This is a genomic window from Actinomyces acetigenes (genome assembly GCF_031296635.1).
Taxonomy (GTDB): Bacteria; Actinomycetota; Actinomycetes; order Actinomycetales; family Actinomycetaceae; genus Actinomyces; species Actinomyces acetigenes.
In genome coordinates this window covers 1-19,225 of record NZ_JASPFC010000044.1, presented here as the reverse complement: position 1 = coordinate 19,225, position 19,225 = coordinate 1, and the positions used below count along the sequence as shown (strand labels likewise).

Sequence of the window (19,225 nt, the reverse complement as noted above, 5' to 3'; positions counted from 1 at the left end):
AGGCAGACGGACACCGACGGGGCCCGCCCGGCCACCGGCGGGGAGTCGGCTGCCGAAAGGGAGGCGGCGCCCGCTGCCGGTTCAGCCCCCGGCTCAGCCCCGACTCCGGTCCCCGGCGCGGGAGCACCCCCGGCCCTGGAGGCGTGGCGGGTTCCGGCATCGGCGCCGGGGTCGGCCTCAGCCATTGCGCTTGGCGATCTGGTAGTTGTCCTTGTTGAAGATGAGGGAGTAGCTGGCCCCCTGCTGGGAGTGCTGCTCGCCCCAGGTGGCGGCATTGGTGGTGCCCCACTGGTTGGCGCTGCTCGGGGTCATGACGATGTACTCCTTGTCGGGTCCGCTCGTGCCCATCCAGGAGACCTCGGCCCGGGGCACCAGGTAGGCCAGCAGCGACAGGTCGGTGACCACCGTGGCTCCCTCGGGGATGGTGGCGATGACCTCGTGGGCGACGGCCACCCGATGCGTCTCGGTTCTCTTCGCCTCGTCGGTCTGCTTGGCCTCGGCGGCGAGCGGGTCGAAGTTCTGGTTAGTGGCCTGCCACAGCGGGAGGTAGGGGGCGGTGAGCACCCCGGTGGCTACGGCGGTGAGGATGCTCGTGGCGACCACGAAGCGGTGCCGCATCGGCACCGTGAGCCACGTGGGGAAGGCGGCCGGGCGACGACGTGGGCCGTCGACGTCGGACTCATCGGCGGCGCTGGCATCCCCGGCGGTCCGGGCTGAGGGCTCCACGACCGCTCGGCCATCGATCCCCACCTGCCTGACGGGGCGGTCGGCCACGTAGGAGCCCTGCGCCCGGCGCCGGGCGACGACGTCGAGCAGGGCCCCCAGCGCGATGGGCATGAGGGTGGCGTTGTAGTGCCAGTTGTCCCACACCCAGTAGAACTCCACTGACCCCAGGAACCGCCACGCCAGCGTCGGCAGCACCACGAGCAGCCACGGCGAGGTCACCCCGATGATCCCGCTGGTGAGGATCAGCATGACGACCACCGTGGCCTTCTGGGTCAGGGCGTCAGGTGAGGCGGGCTTGTCCTGCGAGCCCAGCCCGTAGTCCCATACCCCGTTGACGTTGAAGGCCGGCAGGAACACCAGGGTGGCGAAGAGGAAGGCCGCGATTCCGCCGACGACCATGCCCGCGCCCAGGCGCAGCCCGCGCTGCCGGTTGCGGGCGACATCGTCCTCAGCGGCGTCCCCACCGGCCGCGTCGGGACCGTCGGTCCTGCGACCACCGGGCCCGATGACCGTGCACGTGCGGTACCAGGCCGGGACCGCCGAGGTCAGGATGACGGCCACCCCGATCATGAGCACCGTCAGCCCCATGTCCTCCTTGACCAGGACCAGGGGCACCGACCAGGCCGTCACCGCCACCCAGCGCCGCTCCACGAAGGCCACCGAGGCGTAGGCCAGCATCGGCATCGCGAAGGCGATCTCATGGAACTGCGCCGCCACCGCCCCCTGCATCCCCCAGGACAGGACGTAGACGAGCCCCAGCCCACCGGCCACCCACCGATTCGTCAGCCGGCTGGCCAGGCGGGTCAGCGGCCAGGCCGAGAACGCCAGCAGCAGGTCCTGAGTGATGAGCAGGCTCAGGGGAGTAGGGAAAAGCCGCCAGATCGGCCCGAGGAGAATGAGAATCGGGTGGAAGTGGTCACCCAGGAGGTTGTACCCGTCGGCCTTGACCGGCACGATCGGGGCCTGGAAGTGGGCGTAGGCCTTGGCCAGCTCGGAGAAGATCGCTAGGTCCCAGCTGGGCACCGGCTTCATCGCCTCCCACTGGACGATCGAGTAGTAGATCATCACCCAGGCGCCGATGATGACGACGATCGCAGCCGGAATCGAGTGGCGGATCTGCTCCTTGAGGTTCACGGCGCTGAGCCTACCCGTGTGAATCGGGGATGAACCTGGTAGCGCTAGGCTCGTGGCGTCACCCACGATCAGGAGACGAGATGCCCCTCACGCCGACGCCCGCCGATTCCGCCTCGGCGGCCGAGTCCTCGCCGTCTCAGCGGCCTGGCCTCGACCAGATGGTGGACCACGACGCGGAGCCTCAGCTCCAGCGCCACCTCACCAACCGCCACGTCCAGCTCATCGCCATCGGCGGGGCGATCGGAACCGGGCTGTTCATGGGGTCGGGGAAGACGATCTCCCTGGCCGGCCCCGGTGTGTTCCTCGTCTACACGATCATCGGCTTCTTCCTCTTCCTGGTCATGCGGGCCCTGGGTGAGGTGCTGCTGTCCAACCTGTCCTACAAGTCCTTCGCCGACGTCGCCCACGACCTCATCGGACCGTGGGCGGGCTTCTTCGTGGGCTGGACCTACTACGTGTGCTGGCTGGTGACGGCCGTGGTCGAGGTCATCGTCATCACCGGATACATGGACTTCTGGTGGCCGGACCTGCCGCGGTGGATCATGCCGGTGGTCACCGTGGTCCTGCTGTTCTTCCTCAACCTCGCCACCGTCAAGGCCTTCGGGGAGATCGAGTTCTGGTTCTCCATCATCAAGATCGTGGCCATTATGGCGCTCGTTGCCGTCGGCGTCGTCATGGTCGTGATGGGCTTCACGGCGCCCAACGGCGCCCACGCCCAGATTTCCAACATCTGGAGCGGCGGGTTCTTCCCCAAGGGCGCGAGCGGGTTTTTCGGGGCCTTCCAGATCGCCATCTTCGCCTTCGTGGGCACCGAGCTCGTGGGGACCGCGGCCGCCGAGGCCAAGGATCCGGAGGTCACTCTCCCGCGGGCCATCAACGCGATCCCGATGCGCATCGTTCTGTTCTACCTGGGGGCGCTTGCGGCCATCATGGCCGTCACGCCGTGGCAGGAGATCAACCCCGAGGACAGTCCCTTCGTGGCCATGTTCTCGCTGGCGGGACTCGGCGTGGCCGCCGGCCTCGTCAACTTCGTGGTGCTCACGGCCGCGGCGTCATCCACCAACTCCGGGGTCTACTCCACCTCCCGGATGCTCTTCGGCCTGTCCTGGGCGGGCAACGCCCCCCACGTCTTCCGCAGGCTGACCGCCCGCTCGGTGCCGGGTGCTTCCCTGGTGTTCACCTGCGCCTTCCTGCTCACCTCGATCCCGCTGCTCTACACCTCCCAGTCCATCATCGCGGCCTTCACGAAGGTGACGTCGGTGGCCATCGTCCTGTTCATCCTCGTGTGGTGCATCATCGTCGTGAGCTACCTGCGCTTCCGCAGCCTGCGGCCCGAGCTGCACGAGGCCAGCGCCTTCCGCCTGCCCGGTGGGCGCGTGACGGCCTGGCTGAGCCTGGCCTTCTTCGCCTTCGTCATCTGGACCCTCACCCTGGCCCACGACACCCGCATCGCGGTCTTCTTCGCCGCCCCTCTGTGGCTGGTGACGCTGGGCGTGGCCTGGCTCGTCCACAGTAGCCGGCTCTCCAGGCACCAGGAGCCCCAGCCATGAGCGCCGGTGGTGGGTCGGTGACACCGAAGCCCTCACAGGGACCGACGTCGTCGGCCTGCTTGGAGGAGTTGCTCGCCTGCGGCGTGGCTGCGGTCCGCCAGGCGGCAGCCTTCGCCCTGAACCCGGGTGAGGAGCTGCGCATCGAGGCCAAGGCGCACCGCAACGACCTGGTCACCCAGGTCGACCGCGGCGTCGAGGAGCGCATCGCCGGTCACCTGGAGGCCACTGGTGTCCCCGTCCACGGCGAGGAGGCGCACCGCGTCGAGGACTTCGAGACCTACCGCGGGCGGGCCTGGGTGCTCGACCCCATCGACGGGACCCTCAACTACGTGGCCACCCACCGCGACTGGGCCATCTCCCTGGCCCTGGTCGACGACGGCGTGCCCACGGTGGCGGTCCTCGCCGACCCCGTGGCCGACCGGCTCTACACGGCCATCCGCGGGCGGGGCGCATGGGTGCAGCCGCTTCTGGTGGGGTCGGCGGGCGCCGACGACGCGGCGCCGCGGGCGCTGGGGTGGGTGGAGGACCTGCCCCTGAGCGAGGGCATGCTCATCGCCCACTTCCAGCTCACGCAGGACGCGGGCATCGGGAGGGCCATTGAGGTCTCGCGCGGCATGCGCTGCTACGGGGCGGCCGCCCTGGAGATGGCGGAGGTGGCTGCGGGCGGCGCGGTCGTCTACGCCCAGCCGCGGCTCCAGCCCTGGGACGTTGCGGCCGGTGCGCTGTTGTGTGCCGAGACCGGCGCGGTCCTTACCCGGATGGACGGGGCGCCCTTCGATGTGCGCCGCGCTGGCTCTCTCCTCGTGGGCACCCCGACCGCCCACGCCGAGGCGCTGGGGTATCTGCGCGCCGTCGGCGACTGAGGCTTGCAGGGGCGGACCAGGGGCCCGCCCTCGCGCGTTCGTACCTTGTGCCGCGCGTTCGGGGGTTCAGGGTACGAACCGGCGACCTACCCTACGAACACACGGGGCATACGGGGGACACAGGTGGCATTCGTAGGATGCCGCGCATGACAAGAACACTAAGGCGGCGTCCGGTCGATTCAGGGCGCGCCATCGCGGCGCAGGCGTCCGCGGAGTCCTCGAAGACGGGCGGCCCGCCGCGCCGTCGTCGCACGAGCATCGGTGTGCTGGCGGTCCTGGTCGGCGGGTGCCTGAGCGCCTGCGGGACGGGACTGGCCCCCGCAGTGGGCGGCTCGGCCACCGTCCCGGGCCCGATTCCCTCCGGCCTGGAGTCCTTCTACCGCCAGGCCGTCAACTGGTACCCCTGCGCCGCCACTGACGGCATGGAGAAGGCCTCGGGCAAGACCGCCCAGGCGAGCGCCTCCACGACGACCGCCGCCACGGCCTCGGCGCAGGCAACCGCCACCCCGAGCTCCGACGGCGCGAGCGGCGCGACCGGGACGGCCGGCTCCTCCGAGGAGGAGACCGACACGGCCACCTTCAGCTGCGCCGTCATCACCGTCCCCCTGGACTACGCCAACCCCAAGGGCGAGACCATCTCGATCGCCGTGAAGAAGCGCGCCGCCACCGGCGGCCACGCCCAGGGCGCCCTGTTCATCAACCCCGGTGGCCCCGGCGACTCCGGGGTCTCCTTCGCCGAGCGAGCGGGCAACGCCTTCAGCCCCGACCTGCTCAGTGCCTACGACATCATCGGCTTCGACCCACGCGGGGTCGGCTCCTCCACGGCCATCACCTGCTCCAGCGACGACGACTCATCCTCCGGCACCGCCGAGCCCTCCGCCTCGGCTGGGGCCACGGCCTCGCCGTCGGCCTCGGGCACGCCGTCGGCAGGTACTGAGCCCTCCGCGGAGGCCTCTGCCGGGACCGCCTCGGGCGGCGAGTCCTACGAGGAATGGGCGGAGTCGACCCGGCAGTCTTTCCAGGAGCTGGCCGAGCAGTGCGCCTCCAACACTGAGCCCGCCGCCCTGCTCGACCACGTCGATACCGTCTCCGCGGCCCGGGACCTCGATATCCTGCGGGCGCTGGCCGGCCAGGAGAAGCTGAACTACCTGGGCTTCTCCTACGGCACCTACCTCGCCTCCGTCTACGCCGAGACCTTCCCCGGCAACACGGGCCGCATGGTGCTCGACGGCGCCATCGACCCCTCCCTGTCCCTCGCCGAGCAGGGGCTGGGGCAGGCCAAGGGCTTCGAGCAGGCGCTGCGCACCTACGTCGACTACTGCCAGAACTCCGCCGGCTGCCCGCTGAGCGGGGGCACCGACGCCGGAGTCCAGCAGATCCGTGACCTCATCACCTCCGCCAACAGCACGCCCCTGGCGACCGGTGACCCGAACCGCGCCGTGACCGGCTCGGACATCGTCGCCGCCCTGAGCGAGTACCTCTATACCACCGAGCAGAACTGGGAGCCCCTGAACAAGGCCCTCGACCAGGCCATCAACCACCACGACGGCTCGGCCTTCGCGGCCTCCGAGGAGCAGGACACCTCCTCGAAGGACGACGGCGGCGGTACCTTCCAGGCCGTCACCTGCCTGGACTACCCGGTGGAGGGCGACAAGACGACCTGGGCCGCGCAGTATGAGCAGGCCCAGCGCGAGGCCCCGATCTTCGCGGACTCCGCGGTCGGCATGGACCTGGTGTGCAGCGTGTGGGGGCACAACGGGACCCGCAAGCCCGCGCAGATCCATGCCCGCGGTGCTGCGCCGATTCTCGTGGTGGGAACCACCGGGGACCCGGCCACCCCGTACGCCTGGTCGAAGTCCCTCGCCGAGCAGCTCGACTCCGGCCAGCTGCTGACCTGGGAGGGCAATGGGCACACCGCCTACGGCGGCGATGCCTCCTGCGTCAACGACGCCGTCGACGCCTACCTGATCTCCGGCACCATGCCCAAGAAGGGCCTGACCTGCCATGGCAACGAGTAGACGCGTAGCCAACGACTCAGCGGGCGGGCCGAGGTGCACTCGGCCCGCCCGCTGTTGTCACTGAGGGCGTGCGTTCGACGACCGGGGCTGCACGGGGGCGACCACCCGGGAGGAACGCACGGCGGCTCAGGCGGCATTGTCGGAGCTTCTCGCTCAGCCCGGGTCTGCTGCAACAAGCATGTGTATTCCGGTCAGAAACTGACTGCCCAATCCCAAAAATTCCCCCATTCGAAATCTTTGCTGAAAGAGGCAGGGTTAAGTGAGAAAATGAGGTTGAACATCGTTCTTCCTTCCTGGATATGGTGCACTGAGTATCTTACCTGGGTTACAAGGTAAATCAACCGTCCGGATAGACGGATTGGATAAGTCCGATCACACCAGATTGTGCTGCAGGGTGTACACCGCTGCGCCCACCCGGTCTTGGACTCCGAGCTTGGCGATGATGGCGGATACGTGAGTCTTGACCGTAGCCTCGCTGACTGGGGTGCGTGGGCGCCTCCGCCCAGGCGTGACCGGCCCGCATCGACGGCACCTTCATGACAGGGCCCTGTCCTACAGGTCTCCGACCTTCTGGAGGCGCTGGAGGCTGAGCCAGCCCACCGGGATCGGGATCCAGAAGGTCACCAGGCGGTAGACGATCGCCGTGGACAGCGCCACCCCGTAGGGGACGCCGGCGGCGACGAGCCCGGCGGTCAGGGCGAGCTCGACTGGCCCGATACCACCGGGGGAGGGCACGATCGAGCCCACCGTGTTGGAGGCCAGGTAGGTGATGGCCAGGACCGCGAAGGGCACGGTGTAGCCGAAGGCCCACAGGCTCGCACTGAAGGACAGGATGTAGGACAGGGTCAGCATGAGCGCGCCGCCGACCCCCAGCACCAGGCGCACCGGGTTGGACATGACCCACACGAGCCGCGGCCACACCTGGCGGTAGGTGGGCTCGATCTTGGCCCACGCCCAAGTGCGGGCCTTGGGAATGGTCAGGACCACCGCCGCCACCACGACGACGACGCCCGCGGCGACCAGCACCCAACCGGACGGCAGGGTCAGCCCCGTCGACTGGCCGGTCATGGCCGCCAGCACCACGAGCAGCACCACGGTGACGATGAACTGGACCACCTGGACCAGGGCCACCGTGGCCACGCCGACCGCGGTGGGCACCCCCTTGCGATTGAGGAAGCGCAGGTTGATGGCCGCCCCGCCCACGCCGGCCGGGGCCACCAGCGAGACGACGGCGCTGGCCAGGTGCACCTCGGTGGAGCGCCACAGGGAGAGCCGCTCGGGGCTGAAGGCCACCAGCGTGAGCCCCGCGCCCACGTAGGTCGCCACCGAGAAGATCAGGGCCGCCAGCATCCACCAGATGTTGGCCTGCGAGACGGCGGCGGAGACCTGCTGGAAGTCCAGCTGGGCCAGCAGCGTCCACACCGCTACGAGGGCCACCACGGCCATGAGGACGGTGCGCGTGGAGAAGCGGTTGAGACGGGCCGGCTCGGCGTCGGCCGTGGGGGTCAGTGCCACGAGGGCGTCGCGCAGATCCTGGAGGACCTGCCGGCTTGCTCCGCGCCGTCCCATGACCTCGCGGGTCTGGCGCGGCAGCACCACCCGCTGGAGCATGGGGGCGATCGAGGCCAGCTGCGCGGTGGTCAGTGAGCGGGAGGCGGCGTCGATGGCCCGCTGGGCACCGACCGCCAGCGCCGTCAGCGCCAGGGCCTGAGCCAGGTCCACACGGCGGGAGAGCTCGGTGGAGATCGTCTCGCCCGAGGCCCAGTCCAGGAGCCACAGCCGCCCGGACTCATCGACGACGACGCTCGAGGCGTCGATGCTCCCGTGCGCCAGCCCCGCGGCGTGAGCGCGCTGGAGCTGGCTCCACAGCTGGTCCAGGACGTCGTCGTCCACCTCGGCCCCCAGATCACTGATGGACCGGGCGCCGACGACGTGGTCGGTCACCAGCAGCACGGACTCGGCGGCCTCGGCCATCCCCAGCAGGCCGGGGGTGCGCACGTGGGCGCGGCGAGCCTCCATCGTCATGAGGGCGGCGTGCTCGGCGGCCGGGCGCAGGGACAGGTCGCGGGTGGGGGACAGGCCCCTGACGCGGATCTGGTCCCAGATGTTGGAGAGGAATCCGGCCACCTGTCGGTCGGCGTCGAGGAGGGTGACGTTGCGGCGCTCACCGGCCGAGTCCCACACGGCGTACATGCGGTGGACCGAGGCCCGCTCCTGGGACAGGGCCTCGCTGGAGGCCTCGGCCAGGACCTCCGCCAGGTTGACGTCGGTGGCCGGCCTGATCGTGTTCGCGCCCGACGGTGCTTCGGTGCTGCCGGTCCCGGCCGTGTCCAGCGGCGTCGAGTCGAGGAGAGAGGCGGCCTCTGCGCCCGATGACCCGGTGGTCGCGTTGGTGACCTGCTCGTCGGCGGGGGTGGGGGTGTCCTCGGTGGCGGGCTCGAGGCCCGCCGGCTCCTGCGCCGGCGAGCCCAGCGGGTTCTCGCGCACCTGCTCACGGACCTGCTCGGTGTAGCCCAGGGGGGCGTCGGTGGTGACGATCCAGGCGCGCGTCTCGGGGGCGCGGTCCATGCGGACCACGCGCACGGCGTCGATCCCGGCCCGGCGCAGGGCGCGTACGAGCGTGACCCCGTGGGCGCGGCGGTCCTCCACACCGAAGACGTAACGCACCAGCAGGCCGACGACGCGGCCCAGCAACAGGGACAGCACCGCGCCCGGCAGGGTCAGGGCGCCGCGCAGGACCGCCATGCCCAGGACCACCCACAGGGCCGCCCAGCCCGAGCGCATCACGGTGGAGCTGTTGCGGTCGCCGGCGCCCGTGAGCAGGCCGGCCATGGAGGCGAAGACCGTGGAGACGCCCAGCTGGGCGGTGCCCGAGGCGGTGACTGTCAGCCCCATGACCAGGGCGGTGGGGCCCCAGGTCACGAGGCCGGTCATCGCGGCGACGGCGACCGCGTAGCCGGCGATCCCCGACAGGACGGCCTGGCCGCAGGAGCGCCAGGAGCGACGCAGGAGGCGGTCCAGCAGGACGGCCAGCGGCACGATGAAGGTGGCCAGGCCCTCAATGGTCTGCAGGGGGAAGACGAGGATGCGGCGCAGCACCACCGCCAGGGCGTTCTGGACGTCTTGGGTGACGCCGGTGGTGGTCTCGCGGGCGTAGATCGCCAGGACGAGGACGGCGAAGATGCCCAGGAGCGTCAGTGCCAGGTCGAGCAGGTCCTCGGTGCGGCGCAGGCGGTGCGCGGTGGTGTCCACCAGGAGCGTCGTCGAGCAGGGGGCGGTGGGGCCGGGGGTCGGGGTGGGCTCGGCCATGGGGGTGACCCCGATGACGGGGATGCCGACCGGCGAGGTGGAGGTCGACTCGGCTGAGCGCGCGGAGGGTGTGGAAGCCGCGGAGGCGGCCGACGGGGCGGCCGCAGATGCTTGCTGGGCGACGGCGGTGGGGGACTCGCCGGGTGGCTCGGTGAGCGTCGAGGTGTGGTCGAGGTCGCCGGCTGGTGGGGGCGAACCTGGTGCCGCATCTGTCATGACGCCGATTCTAGGGGGAGAGCCTGGGCGGACCCTCCTACGCCGGAAGGAATCGCGCGGCGAGGGTAGCTCATTCAAAGTAGTTTGCAGTGCAAACCAAGGGGCGCTATCCTGGAAATGGTTTGAAACACAAACCTTCGTTGACGAGGAGGTTCACCATGAGTGCGGTCACTGAGGATCAGAAGGTTCCGGCGGGGCCCGATGAGGCCCTCGCCGTCGTTGAGGCCCAGCGGAGCGCCTTTCTCAAGCGGCACAGGATCAAGGCGACCCCGCTCCTGATCGCCTGGGGGCTGGCCTGGCTGATCGGCTACGCCGCCCTGGCCCTCTACCGCAGGGCGGACTACAGCCTGCCGATCGCGCCGTACCTGTTCTTCTACGGCTGCCTCGCGGCGGCCCTGCTGTTCACCTTCGCCTATATCGTCCCCAAGGCGCGCGGCATCCGCGGCCGGAGCAACCGCGAGGGCACCTACTACAGTCTCGCCTGGTTCCTCGGGATGCCACTGGGCGCCCTCATCCTCAGTCGGGTCAATGCCTTCCTGGCCACCCTCAACACGAGTGAAGCCAACGAGGTCGCCGGTGTCGTGTCCAACGCCGTGCCCTGCCTCGTCGTCGGCGTCATCTTCCTCATGAGCGCCGCACTGTGGAATGAGGCGGTCATGGGGGTTCTGGGCGGCTGGATCCTCCTGGTCACCCTGGTGGTCACGATTGTCGGGATGCCCTGGGCTTGGTGGATCATGTCCGTGGCTGGTGGGGGCGGCATGCTGGTGGCCGCTGTTGTCGCTGCTGCCGCAGGATCGAAGCGAGGTGCGTGACATGACCGGAGGGGTGCGGGCGCAGCGGCCTGAGGGGCAGGAAAGTGCCGGTGGGGCGGAGGAGTCGGCGGAGCCGGCCGGTGTGGGTGCCGGCGCTGAAGCCTCCGCTGCCGCGACGGCCTCCACCGTCGACATTGACCCCGTCATTCACGCCCAGGCCCGCCTACGGATCATGGCGACCCTGGCCGCCGTGCCTGTTGGCGACGAGCTGCACTTCCCGAGGTTGCGCGAGCTGCTGGACATGACGGCCGGCAACCTGTCCACGCACCTGTCCAAGCTGGAGGGGGCGGGCTATGTGCAGCAGAACAAGACCTACTCCGGGCGCAGTCCCGCCACGTACCTGGCGCTGACCCCCGAGGGGCGGGTCGCCTTCGAGCGGTACGTGCGCAACCTGCGTGCCCTGCTCGACGCCTGACGGCCCGAGGGCGGGTGAGGGCGGAGCGGTCGCGCTGCGGGCCGCTTCGGAGAGACGCCGTCGGCGACTGCGTTTTTCGCCGGGGACGTACTTTTCCCGCAGACGACTGAGATCTGCCCTCAGTCGTCTGCGGGAAAACGCAGTTCTGGATGGAAATATACGTTCTCGACGGCGCTGGGTGGGTGCACTGGGCCGATCTGCTAGCGCACGCCGCCGGTACGGCGGGCGACGAGGGCCAGCAGGCCCCACATGACCGCGCCGATGCAGACAATGGCGAACACGAGCGGAAGCATGCTCGCCGCGTCAAGACTCCCGGCCGTCGACACGGCCGACGATCCTAGGGTCAGGGTTTTGCTGAGGATTCCCTGAGGGACGGCGTATGCCAGGGGGTTCTGACTCGCCAGGAGGCCGAAGCCCATGACGCAGCCGAGGAAGGCGACCGCCACGGGTGCGGCGAAGGAACGCATGAGCATGCTCAGCAGCGACTGCATCGCGACCAGTGGCAGCGCGCCCAGGATGGCCAGCAGGCCGGAGGCGACGAAGGCTGCTGGTATTGCCGGCCCCAAGTCCGCGACGGTGATGCCCGCCAACCAGGTCAGCGCCAGCAGGACGCTCTGCATGGCCAGGACCGGGGCGAGGATGACCAGGGTTTTGGCCAGTGCCACAGCCGTCGGAGAGTGCGGGGTGGTGCGCATCGCGTTCCAGCTGGTGCCCCGGTGCTCCACGCGCCACACGGTCGAGGCCAGCAGGGCCACTCCCAGCGAGCAGAACATCATCGAGTAGAAGAGGGTGATCTGCGAGGTCAGCGACACCCACCCCTGGTGGAGCGAGCTGCGATTCATGATGAAGTTGACCGTGCCTGTGATGACGGCCAGAAGCGGCAGTAGAACGGCGATGACCCATGCCGAGGAGCGCCTGAGCTTGATGGCCTCGGCGGCCAGCAGGGAGGTGAAGCCGCTTCGGCTACCGCCACCGCTGCGGCCCGGTGCCGTGGGCACGGCCGGGGCGGGTCGGGCGCTGGAGTCGGCTGGGGCGGGTTGGGCGCTGGAGTTGGTCGGGGCGGGTTGGGCGCTGGAGTCGGCTGGGGCGGGTCGGGCGCTGGAGTCGGCGCCGCGGAGCATGGTGGGGGTGTGGGCGGGTGTACTCATGGAGATCACCTCTCGATCCGGTCGAGCCGGCGGGTTACGACAGTGAAGATGACGGCGGTCAGGACGAGAAAGCCCGCGACCCAGCCCATGGGGACCTGGAGGTACTCGTAGACGGCGTGGCTGTCCACCATGGACACTTTCGCGGGCGTGATGATGGCGTAGTAGCCCCAAGGCAGTAGACGCGCCAGGGCTGGTGGTGAGAGCAGCATGTAGATGCCGATGAAGCCCCCCAGTAGCCCCACGCTCATGACGACCAGCTGGTTCTCCACCACGGCCGCGAGCCACAGGTGGTAGGCACACATCGCCGTGTTCACCAGCGCGAGCAGAAGCGTGTAGGTGACCCAGGGGCCGACGTCGAGCGGGACACTGATGCCCATGATGCGGCCGAAGATGATGAGGGCAGAGTTCTGGAGGACGACGGTCGGTGCGATGAGGAGTGTCAGCGCCGCGAGCTTGACCCGGCACAGTGCCCCGGGCGTCAGGCCCGAGGTGGCGGCCAGGTTCCACCCGGCCCCGCTGTGCTCGATATCGGTCTGCCGACTGGCGAGAACCGCGACGAAGACCGTGCCGGTCATCGCGTTGACGAAAGCAGTACCCAGCAGCAGCATCGCCCATGGCTTGGCGGCCGGGTTGTCGAGGGACCTGATCGTCGACTGGCTGAACAGGTTGGTGCTGCTCATCGCCACCGAGGCGATGGCGAGCAGGATCGCGATCAGCAGTACCCGCAGCCGGTGCATCTTGAGAAGCTCGACGCCGACCGACCTGAGAAAGCCTGGCGTGGCTGAGTCATGCGAGTGGTGCGGGCTGCGGCCCGACGTCAGGGTGCCGGGCGCGGGGGCAGGCCAGGCCTGGGTGCCGCCTTGTCGGCCGTCGGTTCCGGCTGCGGTTGGGGGCAGGGCGGGGGAGAGCGCGGCGCTGGTCATCACAGCACACCTCCCCGGCTGGTGAGGTCCATGAAGACGTCCTCGAGGCTCTGGGCCTCGCGGCGCACCTCGTGCAGCTCGACGCCCGCGGCGACCAGCCGGCTGATGAGCTCGGCGACCGCTTCCTTCGACATTCCCGGGATGCGTACGCCCTGTGGCGTCAGCGTTGGGCTGGCGACAGTGCCGGTGACAGGAACGGCGGCCGGGTTAGGGAAGTCGGCCGCCGTTGACGCCGCGAGTGCCTGCGCCGGTACGAGCCCGGCCAGGACCTGTGGGTCCAGGACGGCCTGCGGCGTCGGGGTGACGACGAGGATGTCCGGCACCGAGCGCTCCATGAGCTCGGCGCGCGTGCCCTGGAAGACGAGGCGCCCGCCCGACAGGATGCCGAGCGTGGAGGCCATGCGGTCGATCTCGTCGAGCAGGTGGCTGGAGACCATGACGGTGACGCCCTCGCCGGCGAGCTTGACCAGCAGCCGGCGCACCTCCTCGATACCGGCCGGGTCCAGGCCGTTGGTGGGCTCATCGAGGATGAGCAGCTCGGGCTCGCGCGCCAGCGCCAGTGCGATCCCGAGGCGCTGCTTCATTCCGAGTGAGTAGGTGCGCACCAGGCGGTCCTTGTGCTCGGTCAGGCGCACGAGCGCGAGGGCGCGGTTGACCTGTTGCTCGCTCAGGCCCTGCATCTTGGCGGCAATCCGCATGTTCTCCATGCCCGTGAGGTGACCGTAGCCGGGCGGGTTCTCGATCATCGAGCCGGTGCGCGACATGATCGTGGCGCGCGTGGCCGGGGTGAAGGGCTGCCCGAGTACGCGGATCTGCCCGCGCGTGGGAGCCAGCAGCCCCAGCAGCATCTTCATCGTGGTCGACTTGCCCGAGCCGTTGGGGCCCAGGAAGCCGTAGACGCTCCCGCGCGGCACTACGAGGTTGAGGCCCTCGACGACGGTGCGCCTGCCGAAGGTCTTGGTGAGGTCACGGGTCAGGACGACGGCGTCGTCGGCCGTGGCGGAGAGGGGGGCAGCCGCCTGAGAGTGGGGAGCCGGCTGGGCGGGGGCGGCGCTGGGGGAGCCGGCGCCGGGTGTCGAGGTCGCTGTGGGAGTGCCGGCGTCGGGGCGCAGCCGGAGGAAGGGGCGCGAGGCGGCCGGCGGCGCGGGAGTACCGGAGGGTGTCATCGGGGGTTGCGATAGTGCGGTCGGTGCTGGTGGGAAGCGGTGTGAAGCAGTCATGGGATCAGCCTGCTCGCCCCGGTACGGGCAATCATCAGCCTGTGGTCTGCTTCCTGGGTCGACATGCTGGAGCGGCTCGTACCCGGGTATGAAATCCTGACGGTGGCCTCCGGGGCGCGTGGCTGCGACGGTACGGTTCAGGCATGAGAATACGGGGACGTGGCGACTGTGTGCGGGTGGACTCGGCGGTGCCTGCGCCGTCGTCAGCCGGGCGCGTGCCACCGGCGGACCCGATTCCGGCCGCCTGGCGCGCCCCGAGCTCGGGTCCGTGGACAACCACGTCGGACGTCGTTATCGCTCTGGCCTTCTTCTTTCTGTCGCCCATCGGTCGGCCAGAGGCGGCAGGCGGGCCCGCTTCGGGCGTGGCACCGGCGCTCTATTTCCTTCTGGCGGTGGCTTGCGCGCTGGTCATGGTGGTGAGACGCCACTCGCCGCTGCTCTTCGTCGTCGTGGCCGGCATCTGCCTGAGCGCGCACCTCGTGGTGTTCGTTGATTTCTCCATCTTCTTCGTCGTGACGGGCGTGATCGCGGTGGAGACGACGCAGTCCCGCCTGGAGGCTCCGTGGCGGTGGGTGGGACTCGTTCTCGAGCTGGTGGGGGCGGCGGTGGCGGCGACGCGGGCGCACGAGCTCATCGGTGACCAGGTCCACGCGGGTTCCGGACGGCTCATCCTTCTCGCCAACGCCTGGCTGCTGGTCTCGGTGGCGGCCTTCGTCGGCTCCGCGCGCCGTCGTAGCCGTGACCGCTACAACCAGGCCTTCGAACGGGCCGCGGTGCTCGAGGCGCAGCAGGCCACCGAGCGGCGTCTCGCAGTGATTGAGACCCAGCAGCGCATCGCCCGCGACGTCCATGATCTGCTCGGGCACAGTCTCACCGTCATCGCGATGCAGGCAGAGGGCGCCCGCGCCATCCTGGCCACCGACCCGGCTGCCGCCGATGAGGCCCTGGCCGTCATCGGCGAGACCTCCCGCCGCTCTGTGGATGAGGTGCACGCCCTGGTCGACATGCTGCGCTCCGACGCCGACGGTGGCGCTGCCGCCGGCGACGGTGCTGACCGCGACGATCGCTCTAGCAGCGATAGCGGTGCCGGCTCCGGGGCTTCCGGCGACACCGTCGAAACTGTCGATGCCGATATCGGTGCCTTGGCCGGGAGCGATGTGGCGGCGTCGGGTCATGACCGTGAGATGGAGTTTCTGTGCGAACCGGTGCGTCAGGCGCGGCGCGCGGGACTTCCCGTCACCTTGGGGACCGACTCGACCGACCGGATCCCCGCGGCGGTAGCGCAGGTCCTCCGCCGGGTGGCCCAGGAGTCACTGACCAACGTGCTGCGTCACGCTCCCGGGGCGGCCACGACCGTCTCGCTGCACACCGAGACGGGCTGTGTCACACTCGTCATCGAGAACGCCCCGGCCCCGGAGTCGCCGGCCGAAGACACGGACCCTGCGCAGAGGACTGACGACTGTTTGTATCGCCAGAACATCGGGGAGCAGACGGACGCCGTGCCGGCGGAGGCGCCGCACGAGTCGGCCACAGTGCTCCGCCCCGCGGTGAGCGTCTCCGAAGGCACGAGGCACCGCGGCTTCGGCCTCATTGGCATGCGTGACCGGGTCACCGACCTCGGCGGCTCCTTCGTCGCTGAGCCAACCACTGAGGGGGGATGGCGGGTGAGGGCAGAGCTCCCCATCCCCACAGTGAGAGCCAATCACTCTGATATGGCGAACCTCGCAGGGCGCCGTCGGTACTTCGTCGGCACAAAACCGCACAGGCTGTACCCGGAGAGCGGATACTTCCGGTGAGTCGACGTCAAGAAGGGGAGGTGCCTGTGATTCGCCTGGGTCTGGCTGACGACGAGCCGCTGTTCACCATGGGGCTGGCCATGCTGCTGGGAGCGCAGCCGGATATGGAGGTCGTCTGGCGGGCAGTCAACGGCAAGGAAGCGCTTGCGCGCAACGCCACCGACCCGGTCGACGTCCTCCTCCTCGACGTGCAGATGCCGGGCCTCGACGGCCTGGCCGCTACCCGCGAGCTCATGGCCCGAGGGACCACCGGGCGGGTCGTTATCCTGACCACCTTCGACACCGACGGCTACGTCATGGGCGCCATCGAGGCCGGTGCGGCCGGTTTCCTGCTTAAGAACACCCCGCCACAGGACCTCATCGCCGCGATCCGCACCGTCCACGACGGCGACTCCGTTATCTCCCCGGGACCCACTCGCCGGCTGCTCACCGCCGTGCGCACCGGGCAGGTCAGCGGGAGGCGAGTCGGGGATGGGGCCGGACGCCATGCCTCTGAGGACTCGGTCGAGGCGGTCCGGGTGGCGGAGGCCTCTCAGCGGGTCGCAGCCCTGACTCAGCGCGAGCGCGAGATTCTGGCGCTTATCGCCATGGGTCTGACCAACCAGGAGATCTGCGACAGGGAGTGGTTGTCCATGCCCACGGTCAAGACCCACGTGAGCCACCTGCTGTCCAAGACCGGCTGCCGCGACCGGGTCCAGCTGGTGCTGCTGGCCCTGCGCGGCGGCGTTGTCGACCCCGATGACGTCTTAGGTGGGGGCTGATACCCGCGCATGCCCTGTGAATCAGCCGCCCGGAACCGCTTTGTGTCACTGTGGGCGACTTTTAGGGCCGATCTGCTCCTCAGTCGTCCAAGGCTTGCGGGCATATGCCCAGGTCAGGACGGTTTACCGGTTGCAGCAGAGCGGTGAGGGCCGGGGAATAGTCGCCAAAAGTGACAGTTTTCCTCGATGTTGAGCCACGGCCGGGCGCAGTTGCTGTCTCAGCGGCTCTGGGGCTGCACCAGGACGGCCACGGTGCGCGCCGGCACCGAGATCGTGCCGCTGGCGCGGTCGAAACCGGTACGGCGCACCACCTCATCGGCCCCCTCGGTCTGAATGGGGCAGAGGCGGAAGTCCCGGCCCGCCAGCTCGGGCAGCGGCTGAGTGAGCGTCTGTCCCGAGGCGTTGAAGACCACCAGGACGGCGTCGAGCTCGGGGTCCACGTCGCACCCGCCCCGGGTGTCGTCGATGAGCATGGCGATCACTCCCGCCGGCGCCCCGAAGCCCGACCCCGGGAAGCTCAGCTTGTCCTGGATGAGGCGGGCCGAGCCCAGGGCGAACAGCGGCGTCGAGGCGCGCAGCCGCAGCAGGTCCAGGGCCTGGGAGCAGGCCGCGGCGATCTCCTCGGGCGAGGGCCGCAGCCAGTCGTCCTGCAGCAGCGGCCCCTGGATGCCCCAGGAGCCCTCGTTGCGGCTGGCCGGTGGCAGGCCCCGACCGAAACCGTTGGACTGCCCCGTGAAGTCGATGGCGTTGAACCAGTCCCCGGAGTTGTAGGAGTCCCGGTCCAGGGACTTGCTGCGCAGCAGCTCAGTGCCCGCGCTCCAGAAGGCCGGCGACTGCGCCAGCGTCACCGTGGCCAGGCACACCGTGTTCATCCGCACCCGCTCGGCCACCGGCATGCCCTGGGGCAGTTTGTAGGCCAGCAGGTCGTAGAGCGTCTCGTTGTCGTGGGCGTCGACGTAGTTGACGTTCTCCTGGGGGTGGGAGGCGAAGGCCGCCGGCGCCCCGTTGTGGATGAGGTCGATGCCGCGGCGCACCGACCCGTCCGAGATCGTCATGACGTAGTCCTTGAGGTTGCCCGCCAGCCCTAAGCGCACCAGGTCGGTGCGGTGGGCCAGGTCCGCCGACTGCTCGTGCCAGCTGCGGTGGTCCAGGCCGCTGGGCTGAGTGAGCAGGCCGGTGCCGAAGCCCTGGAAGACGCGGTGGTCGGGGTCGAAGGCGCTCCCGCCGTGGACGGCGTCGCGCAGGCGGTCGTTGAAGGCGCCGATCCCGGTGCCGTCGAGCTGACCCTGGGTGGCTTGCACGAACAGGGCGTTGCCCGCGACCTCCCCGAAGTTCCAGCCCTCCCCGTACAGGTAGAGGGAGCGGCCGTCGACGCCGTCGGCCTCCAGCGTCAGCTCGTCCAGGGCCGCCCGCACGCGCTCCATGACGGCGCGCGGGTGGTGGCCCATGAGGTCGAAGCGGAAACCGTCGACTCGGTACCAGCGCGCCCAGCGCACCACCGAGTCGACCATGAGGCGCGCGCACAGGGCGTTCTCCGTGGCTGTGTTGGCGCAGCAGGTCGAGCTCGTCACCCGCCCGACGGCGTCAAGGCGGTGGTAGTAGCCCGGCACCACCCGGTCCAGGACGCTGCGCGGATCTTGCCCGCAGGCGGCCGTGTGGTTGTAGACCTGGTCGAGGACCACCTGGAGGCCCAGGTCGTGCAGGGCCCCCACCATCTCGCGGAACTCGACGACGCGCGCCCCGCCGTCCTGGTGGCCCTCGGTCGCATAGGAGCCCTCGGGGGCGCCCCAGTGAAGCGGGTCGTAGCCCCAGTTGTAGGCGTCGTCGTCGGCCACCTCCGCGACGGCGGCCTGCTGGTCGGTTGAGGCCGGGTGTGCGCCGGTGGGGATGTTCGGGGCGCGCTGGGAGCCGCGGTGCTCGGGGATGGTGGCGATGTCGAAGGTGGGCAGTAGGTGGATCGTGTTCATGCCGGCCTGGGCTAGCTCGGCTAGGTGGCGCACGCCCGCCGAGCCGGCCACCGTGAAGGCCCGGTAGGTGCCGCGCAGCTCGGGCGGGACGGTGCCGTCGGCGGCGGAGAAGTCCCGCAGGTGGAGCTCGTAGATGCTGCGGGCCGAGTCGTTGCGGACCGCCGGCGCCCGGGTGGTGGCCCACCGTTCGGGGGCCAGGCGCGGGTCGGCCAGGTCGACGGCGACCGAGCGGGTCGAGTCCGTCGTCAGCGCCGTCGAGTAGGGGTCGGTGACGACGTTGGTCTCCACGCGCCGAGTGGAGGGCACGTAGACCCGCACCTCCCACAGGTACTGGCAGCCGGCGCCGATGGGGGCGCCGGGCCGGCTC

14 protein-coding genes and 1 pseudogene are annotated in these 19,225 nt (G+C 69.9%); 7 read left to right on the top strand and 8 right to left on the bottom strand.

Annotated features, from left to right (window positions below; genetic code table 11):
* Both RIV14_RS12305 and RIV14_RS12300 read right to left on the bottom strand, forming a co-directional pair.
* Positions 1–185: hypothetical protein (locus RIV14_RS12305; RefSeq protein WP_309325204.1), on the bottom strand; the 185-nt coding region annotated here is incomplete at its 3' end.
* Complete coding sequence (locus RIV14_RS12300) at positions 178–1,860, bottom strand: DUF2079 domain-containing protein (protein WP_075372989.1); 1,683 nt, start codon at positions 1,858–1,860, stop codon at positions 178–180. The genes RIV14_RS12305 and RIV14_RS12300, both read right to left, overlap by 8 nt.
* 80 nt (positions 1,861–1,940) lie before the next feature.
* Here RIV14_RS12300 and RIV14_RS12295 point away from each other — a divergent pair, with 80 nt between their 5' ends.
* From RIV14_RS12295 to RIV14_RS12285, 3 genes are all read left to right on the top strand, one after another.
* Positions 1,941–3,410 (top strand): amino acid permease, encoded by a 1,470-nt coding sequence (locus tag RIV14_RS12295; protein ID WP_178387895.1) that lies wholly within the window; start codon positions 1,941–1,943, stop codon positions 3,408–3,410.
* Positions 3,407–4,273 carry an inositol monophosphatase family protein gene (locus RIV14_RS12290; RefSeq protein ID WP_075372988.1) on the top strand — a complete coding sequence of 289 codons (867 nt, stop codon included), beginning with the start codon at positions 3,407–3,409 and terminating at the stop codon, positions 4,271–4,273. The genes RIV14_RS12295 and RIV14_RS12290 overlap by 4 nt, the downstream gene beginning before the upstream one ends.
* A 137-nt stretch (positions 4,274–4,410) precedes the next feature.
* On the top strand, positions 4,411–6,291 hold the full coding sequence (locus RIV14_RS12285) for an alpha/beta hydrolase (protein ID WP_075372987.1): 1,881 nt from the start codon (positions 4,411–4,413) through the stop codon (positions 6,289–6,291).
* A gap of 372 nt (positions 6,292–6,663) precedes the next feature.
* Here RIV14_RS12285 and RIV14_RS12280 read toward each other — a convergent pair.
* Positions 6,664–6,780: pseudogene (locus tag RIV14_RS12280) on the bottom strand (LuxR C-terminal-related transcriptional regulator); the annotation flags it as partial.
* A gap of 63 nt (positions 6,781–6,843) precedes the next feature.
* Positions 6,844–9,816 carry a lysylphosphatidylglycerol synthase transmembrane domain-containing protein gene (locus RIV14_RS12275; RefSeq protein WP_075372986.1) on the bottom strand — a complete coding sequence of 991 codons (2,973 nt, stop codon included), beginning with the start codon at positions 9,814–9,816 and terminating at the stop codon, positions 6,844–6,846.
* Between the two features lie 158 nt (positions 9,817–9,974).
* Here RIV14_RS12275 and RIV14_RS12270 point away from each other — a divergent pair, with 158 nt between their 5' ends.
* On the top strand, positions 9,975–10,628 hold the full coding sequence (locus RIV14_RS12270) for a hypothetical protein (RefSeq protein WP_075372985.1): 654 nt from the start codon (positions 9,975–9,977) through the stop codon (positions 10,626–10,628).
* 1 nt (position 10,629) lies between these two features.
* On the top strand, positions 10,630–11,043 hold the full coding sequence (locus tag RIV14_RS12265) for a winged helix-turn-helix domain-containing protein (protein ID WP_075373004.1): 414 nt from the start codon (positions 10,630–10,632) through the stop codon (positions 11,041–11,043).
* 200 nt (positions 11,044–11,243) lie between these two features.
* On the opposite strand, the gene RIV14_RS12260 is transcribed toward RIV14_RS12265, so the two are convergent.
* From RIV14_RS12260 to RIV14_RS12250, 3 genes are read right to left on the bottom strand one after another with little or no spacing between them, the layout of a single operon-like run.
* Positions 11,244–12,191 carry an ABC transporter permease gene (locus RIV14_RS12260; RefSeq protein WP_081381869.1) on the bottom strand — a complete coding sequence of 316 codons (948 nt, stop codon included), beginning with the start codon at positions 12,189–12,191 and terminating at the stop codon, positions 11,244–11,246.
* Between the two features lie 5 nt (positions 12,192–12,196).
* On the bottom strand, positions 12,197–13,114 hold the full coding sequence (locus RIV14_RS12255; protein ID WP_178387894.1) for an ABC transporter permease: 918 nt from the start codon (positions 13,112–13,114) through the stop codon (positions 12,197–12,199).
* The gene (locus tag RIV14_RS12250; RefSeq protein WP_256699329.1) at positions 13,114–14,334 is read right to left on the bottom strand and encodes an ABC transporter ATP-binding protein; all 1,221 of its coding nucleotides are present in this window, start codon (positions 14,332–14,334) and stop codon (positions 13,114–13,116) included. Before RIV14_RS12250 ends, RIV14_RS12255 begins: the two co-directional genes overlap by 1 nt.
* A 143-nt stretch (positions 14,335–14,477) precedes the next feature.
* Between RIV14_RS12250 and RIV14_RS12245 the strand changes: the two genes are divergently transcribed.
* Entirely contained in the window at positions 14,478–16,130 is a 1,653-nt protein-coding gene (locus RIV14_RS12245) for a sensor histidine kinase (protein WP_081381868.1), read from the top strand.
* A gap of 26 nt (positions 16,131–16,156) precedes the next feature.
* A complete protein-coding gene (locus RIV14_RS12240; RefSeq protein WP_075372983.1) occupies positions 16,157–16,891 on the top strand; it encodes a response regulator in 735 nt (244 codons plus the stop codon).
* 218 nt (positions 16,892–17,109) lie between these two features.
* Here the strand turns inward: RIV14_RS12240 and pulA are convergent.
* Positions 17,110–19,225 (bottom strand): pullulanase-type alpha-1,6-glucosidase (gene pulA, locus RIV14_RS12235; RefSeq protein WP_309325203.1); only part of this gene is annotated, 2,116 nt, incomplete at its 5' end.

Bases quoted from the DNA above. Each gene is read 5' to 3' on its own strand.
- RIV14_RS12295 (WP_178387895.1), top strand. From the start codon at position 1,941: ATGCCCCTCACGCCGACGCCCGCCGATTCCGCCTCGGCGGCCGAGTCC.
- RIV14_RS12290 (WP_075372988.1), top strand. From the start codon at position 3,407: ATGAGCGCCGGTGGTGGGTCGGTGACACCGAAGCCCTCACAGGGACCG.
- RIV14_RS12285 (WP_075372987.1), top strand. From the start codon at position 4,411: ATGCCGCGCATGACAAGAACACTAAGGCGGCGTCCGGTCGATTCAGGG.
- RIV14_RS12275 (WP_075372986.1), bottom strand. From the start codon at position 9,816: ATGACAGATGCGGCACCAGGTTCGCCCCCACCAGCCGGCGACCTCGAC.
- RIV14_RS12270 (WP_075372985.1), top strand. From the start codon at position 9,975: ATGAGTGCGGTCACTGAGGATCAGAAGGTTCCGGCGGGGCCCGATGAG.
- RIV14_RS12265 (WP_075373004.1), top strand. From the start codon at position 10,630: ATGACCGGAGGGGTGCGGGCGCAGCGGCCTGAGGGGCAGGAAAGTGCC.
- RIV14_RS12260 (WP_081381869.1), bottom strand. From the start codon at position 12,191: ATGAGTACACCCGCCCACACCCCCACCATGCTCCGCGGCGCCGACTCC.
- RIV14_RS12255 (WP_178387894.1), bottom strand. From the start codon at position 13,114: ATGACCAGCGCCGCGCTCTCCCCCGCCCTGCCCCCAACCGCAGCCGGA.
- RIV14_RS12250 (WP_256699329.1), bottom strand. From the start codon at position 14,334: ATGACTGCTTCACACCGCTTCCCACCAGCACCGACCGCACTATCGCAA.
- RIV14_RS12245 (WP_081381868.1), top strand. From the start codon at position 14,478: ATGAGAATACGGGGACGTGGCGACTGTGTGCGGGTGGACTCGGCGGTG.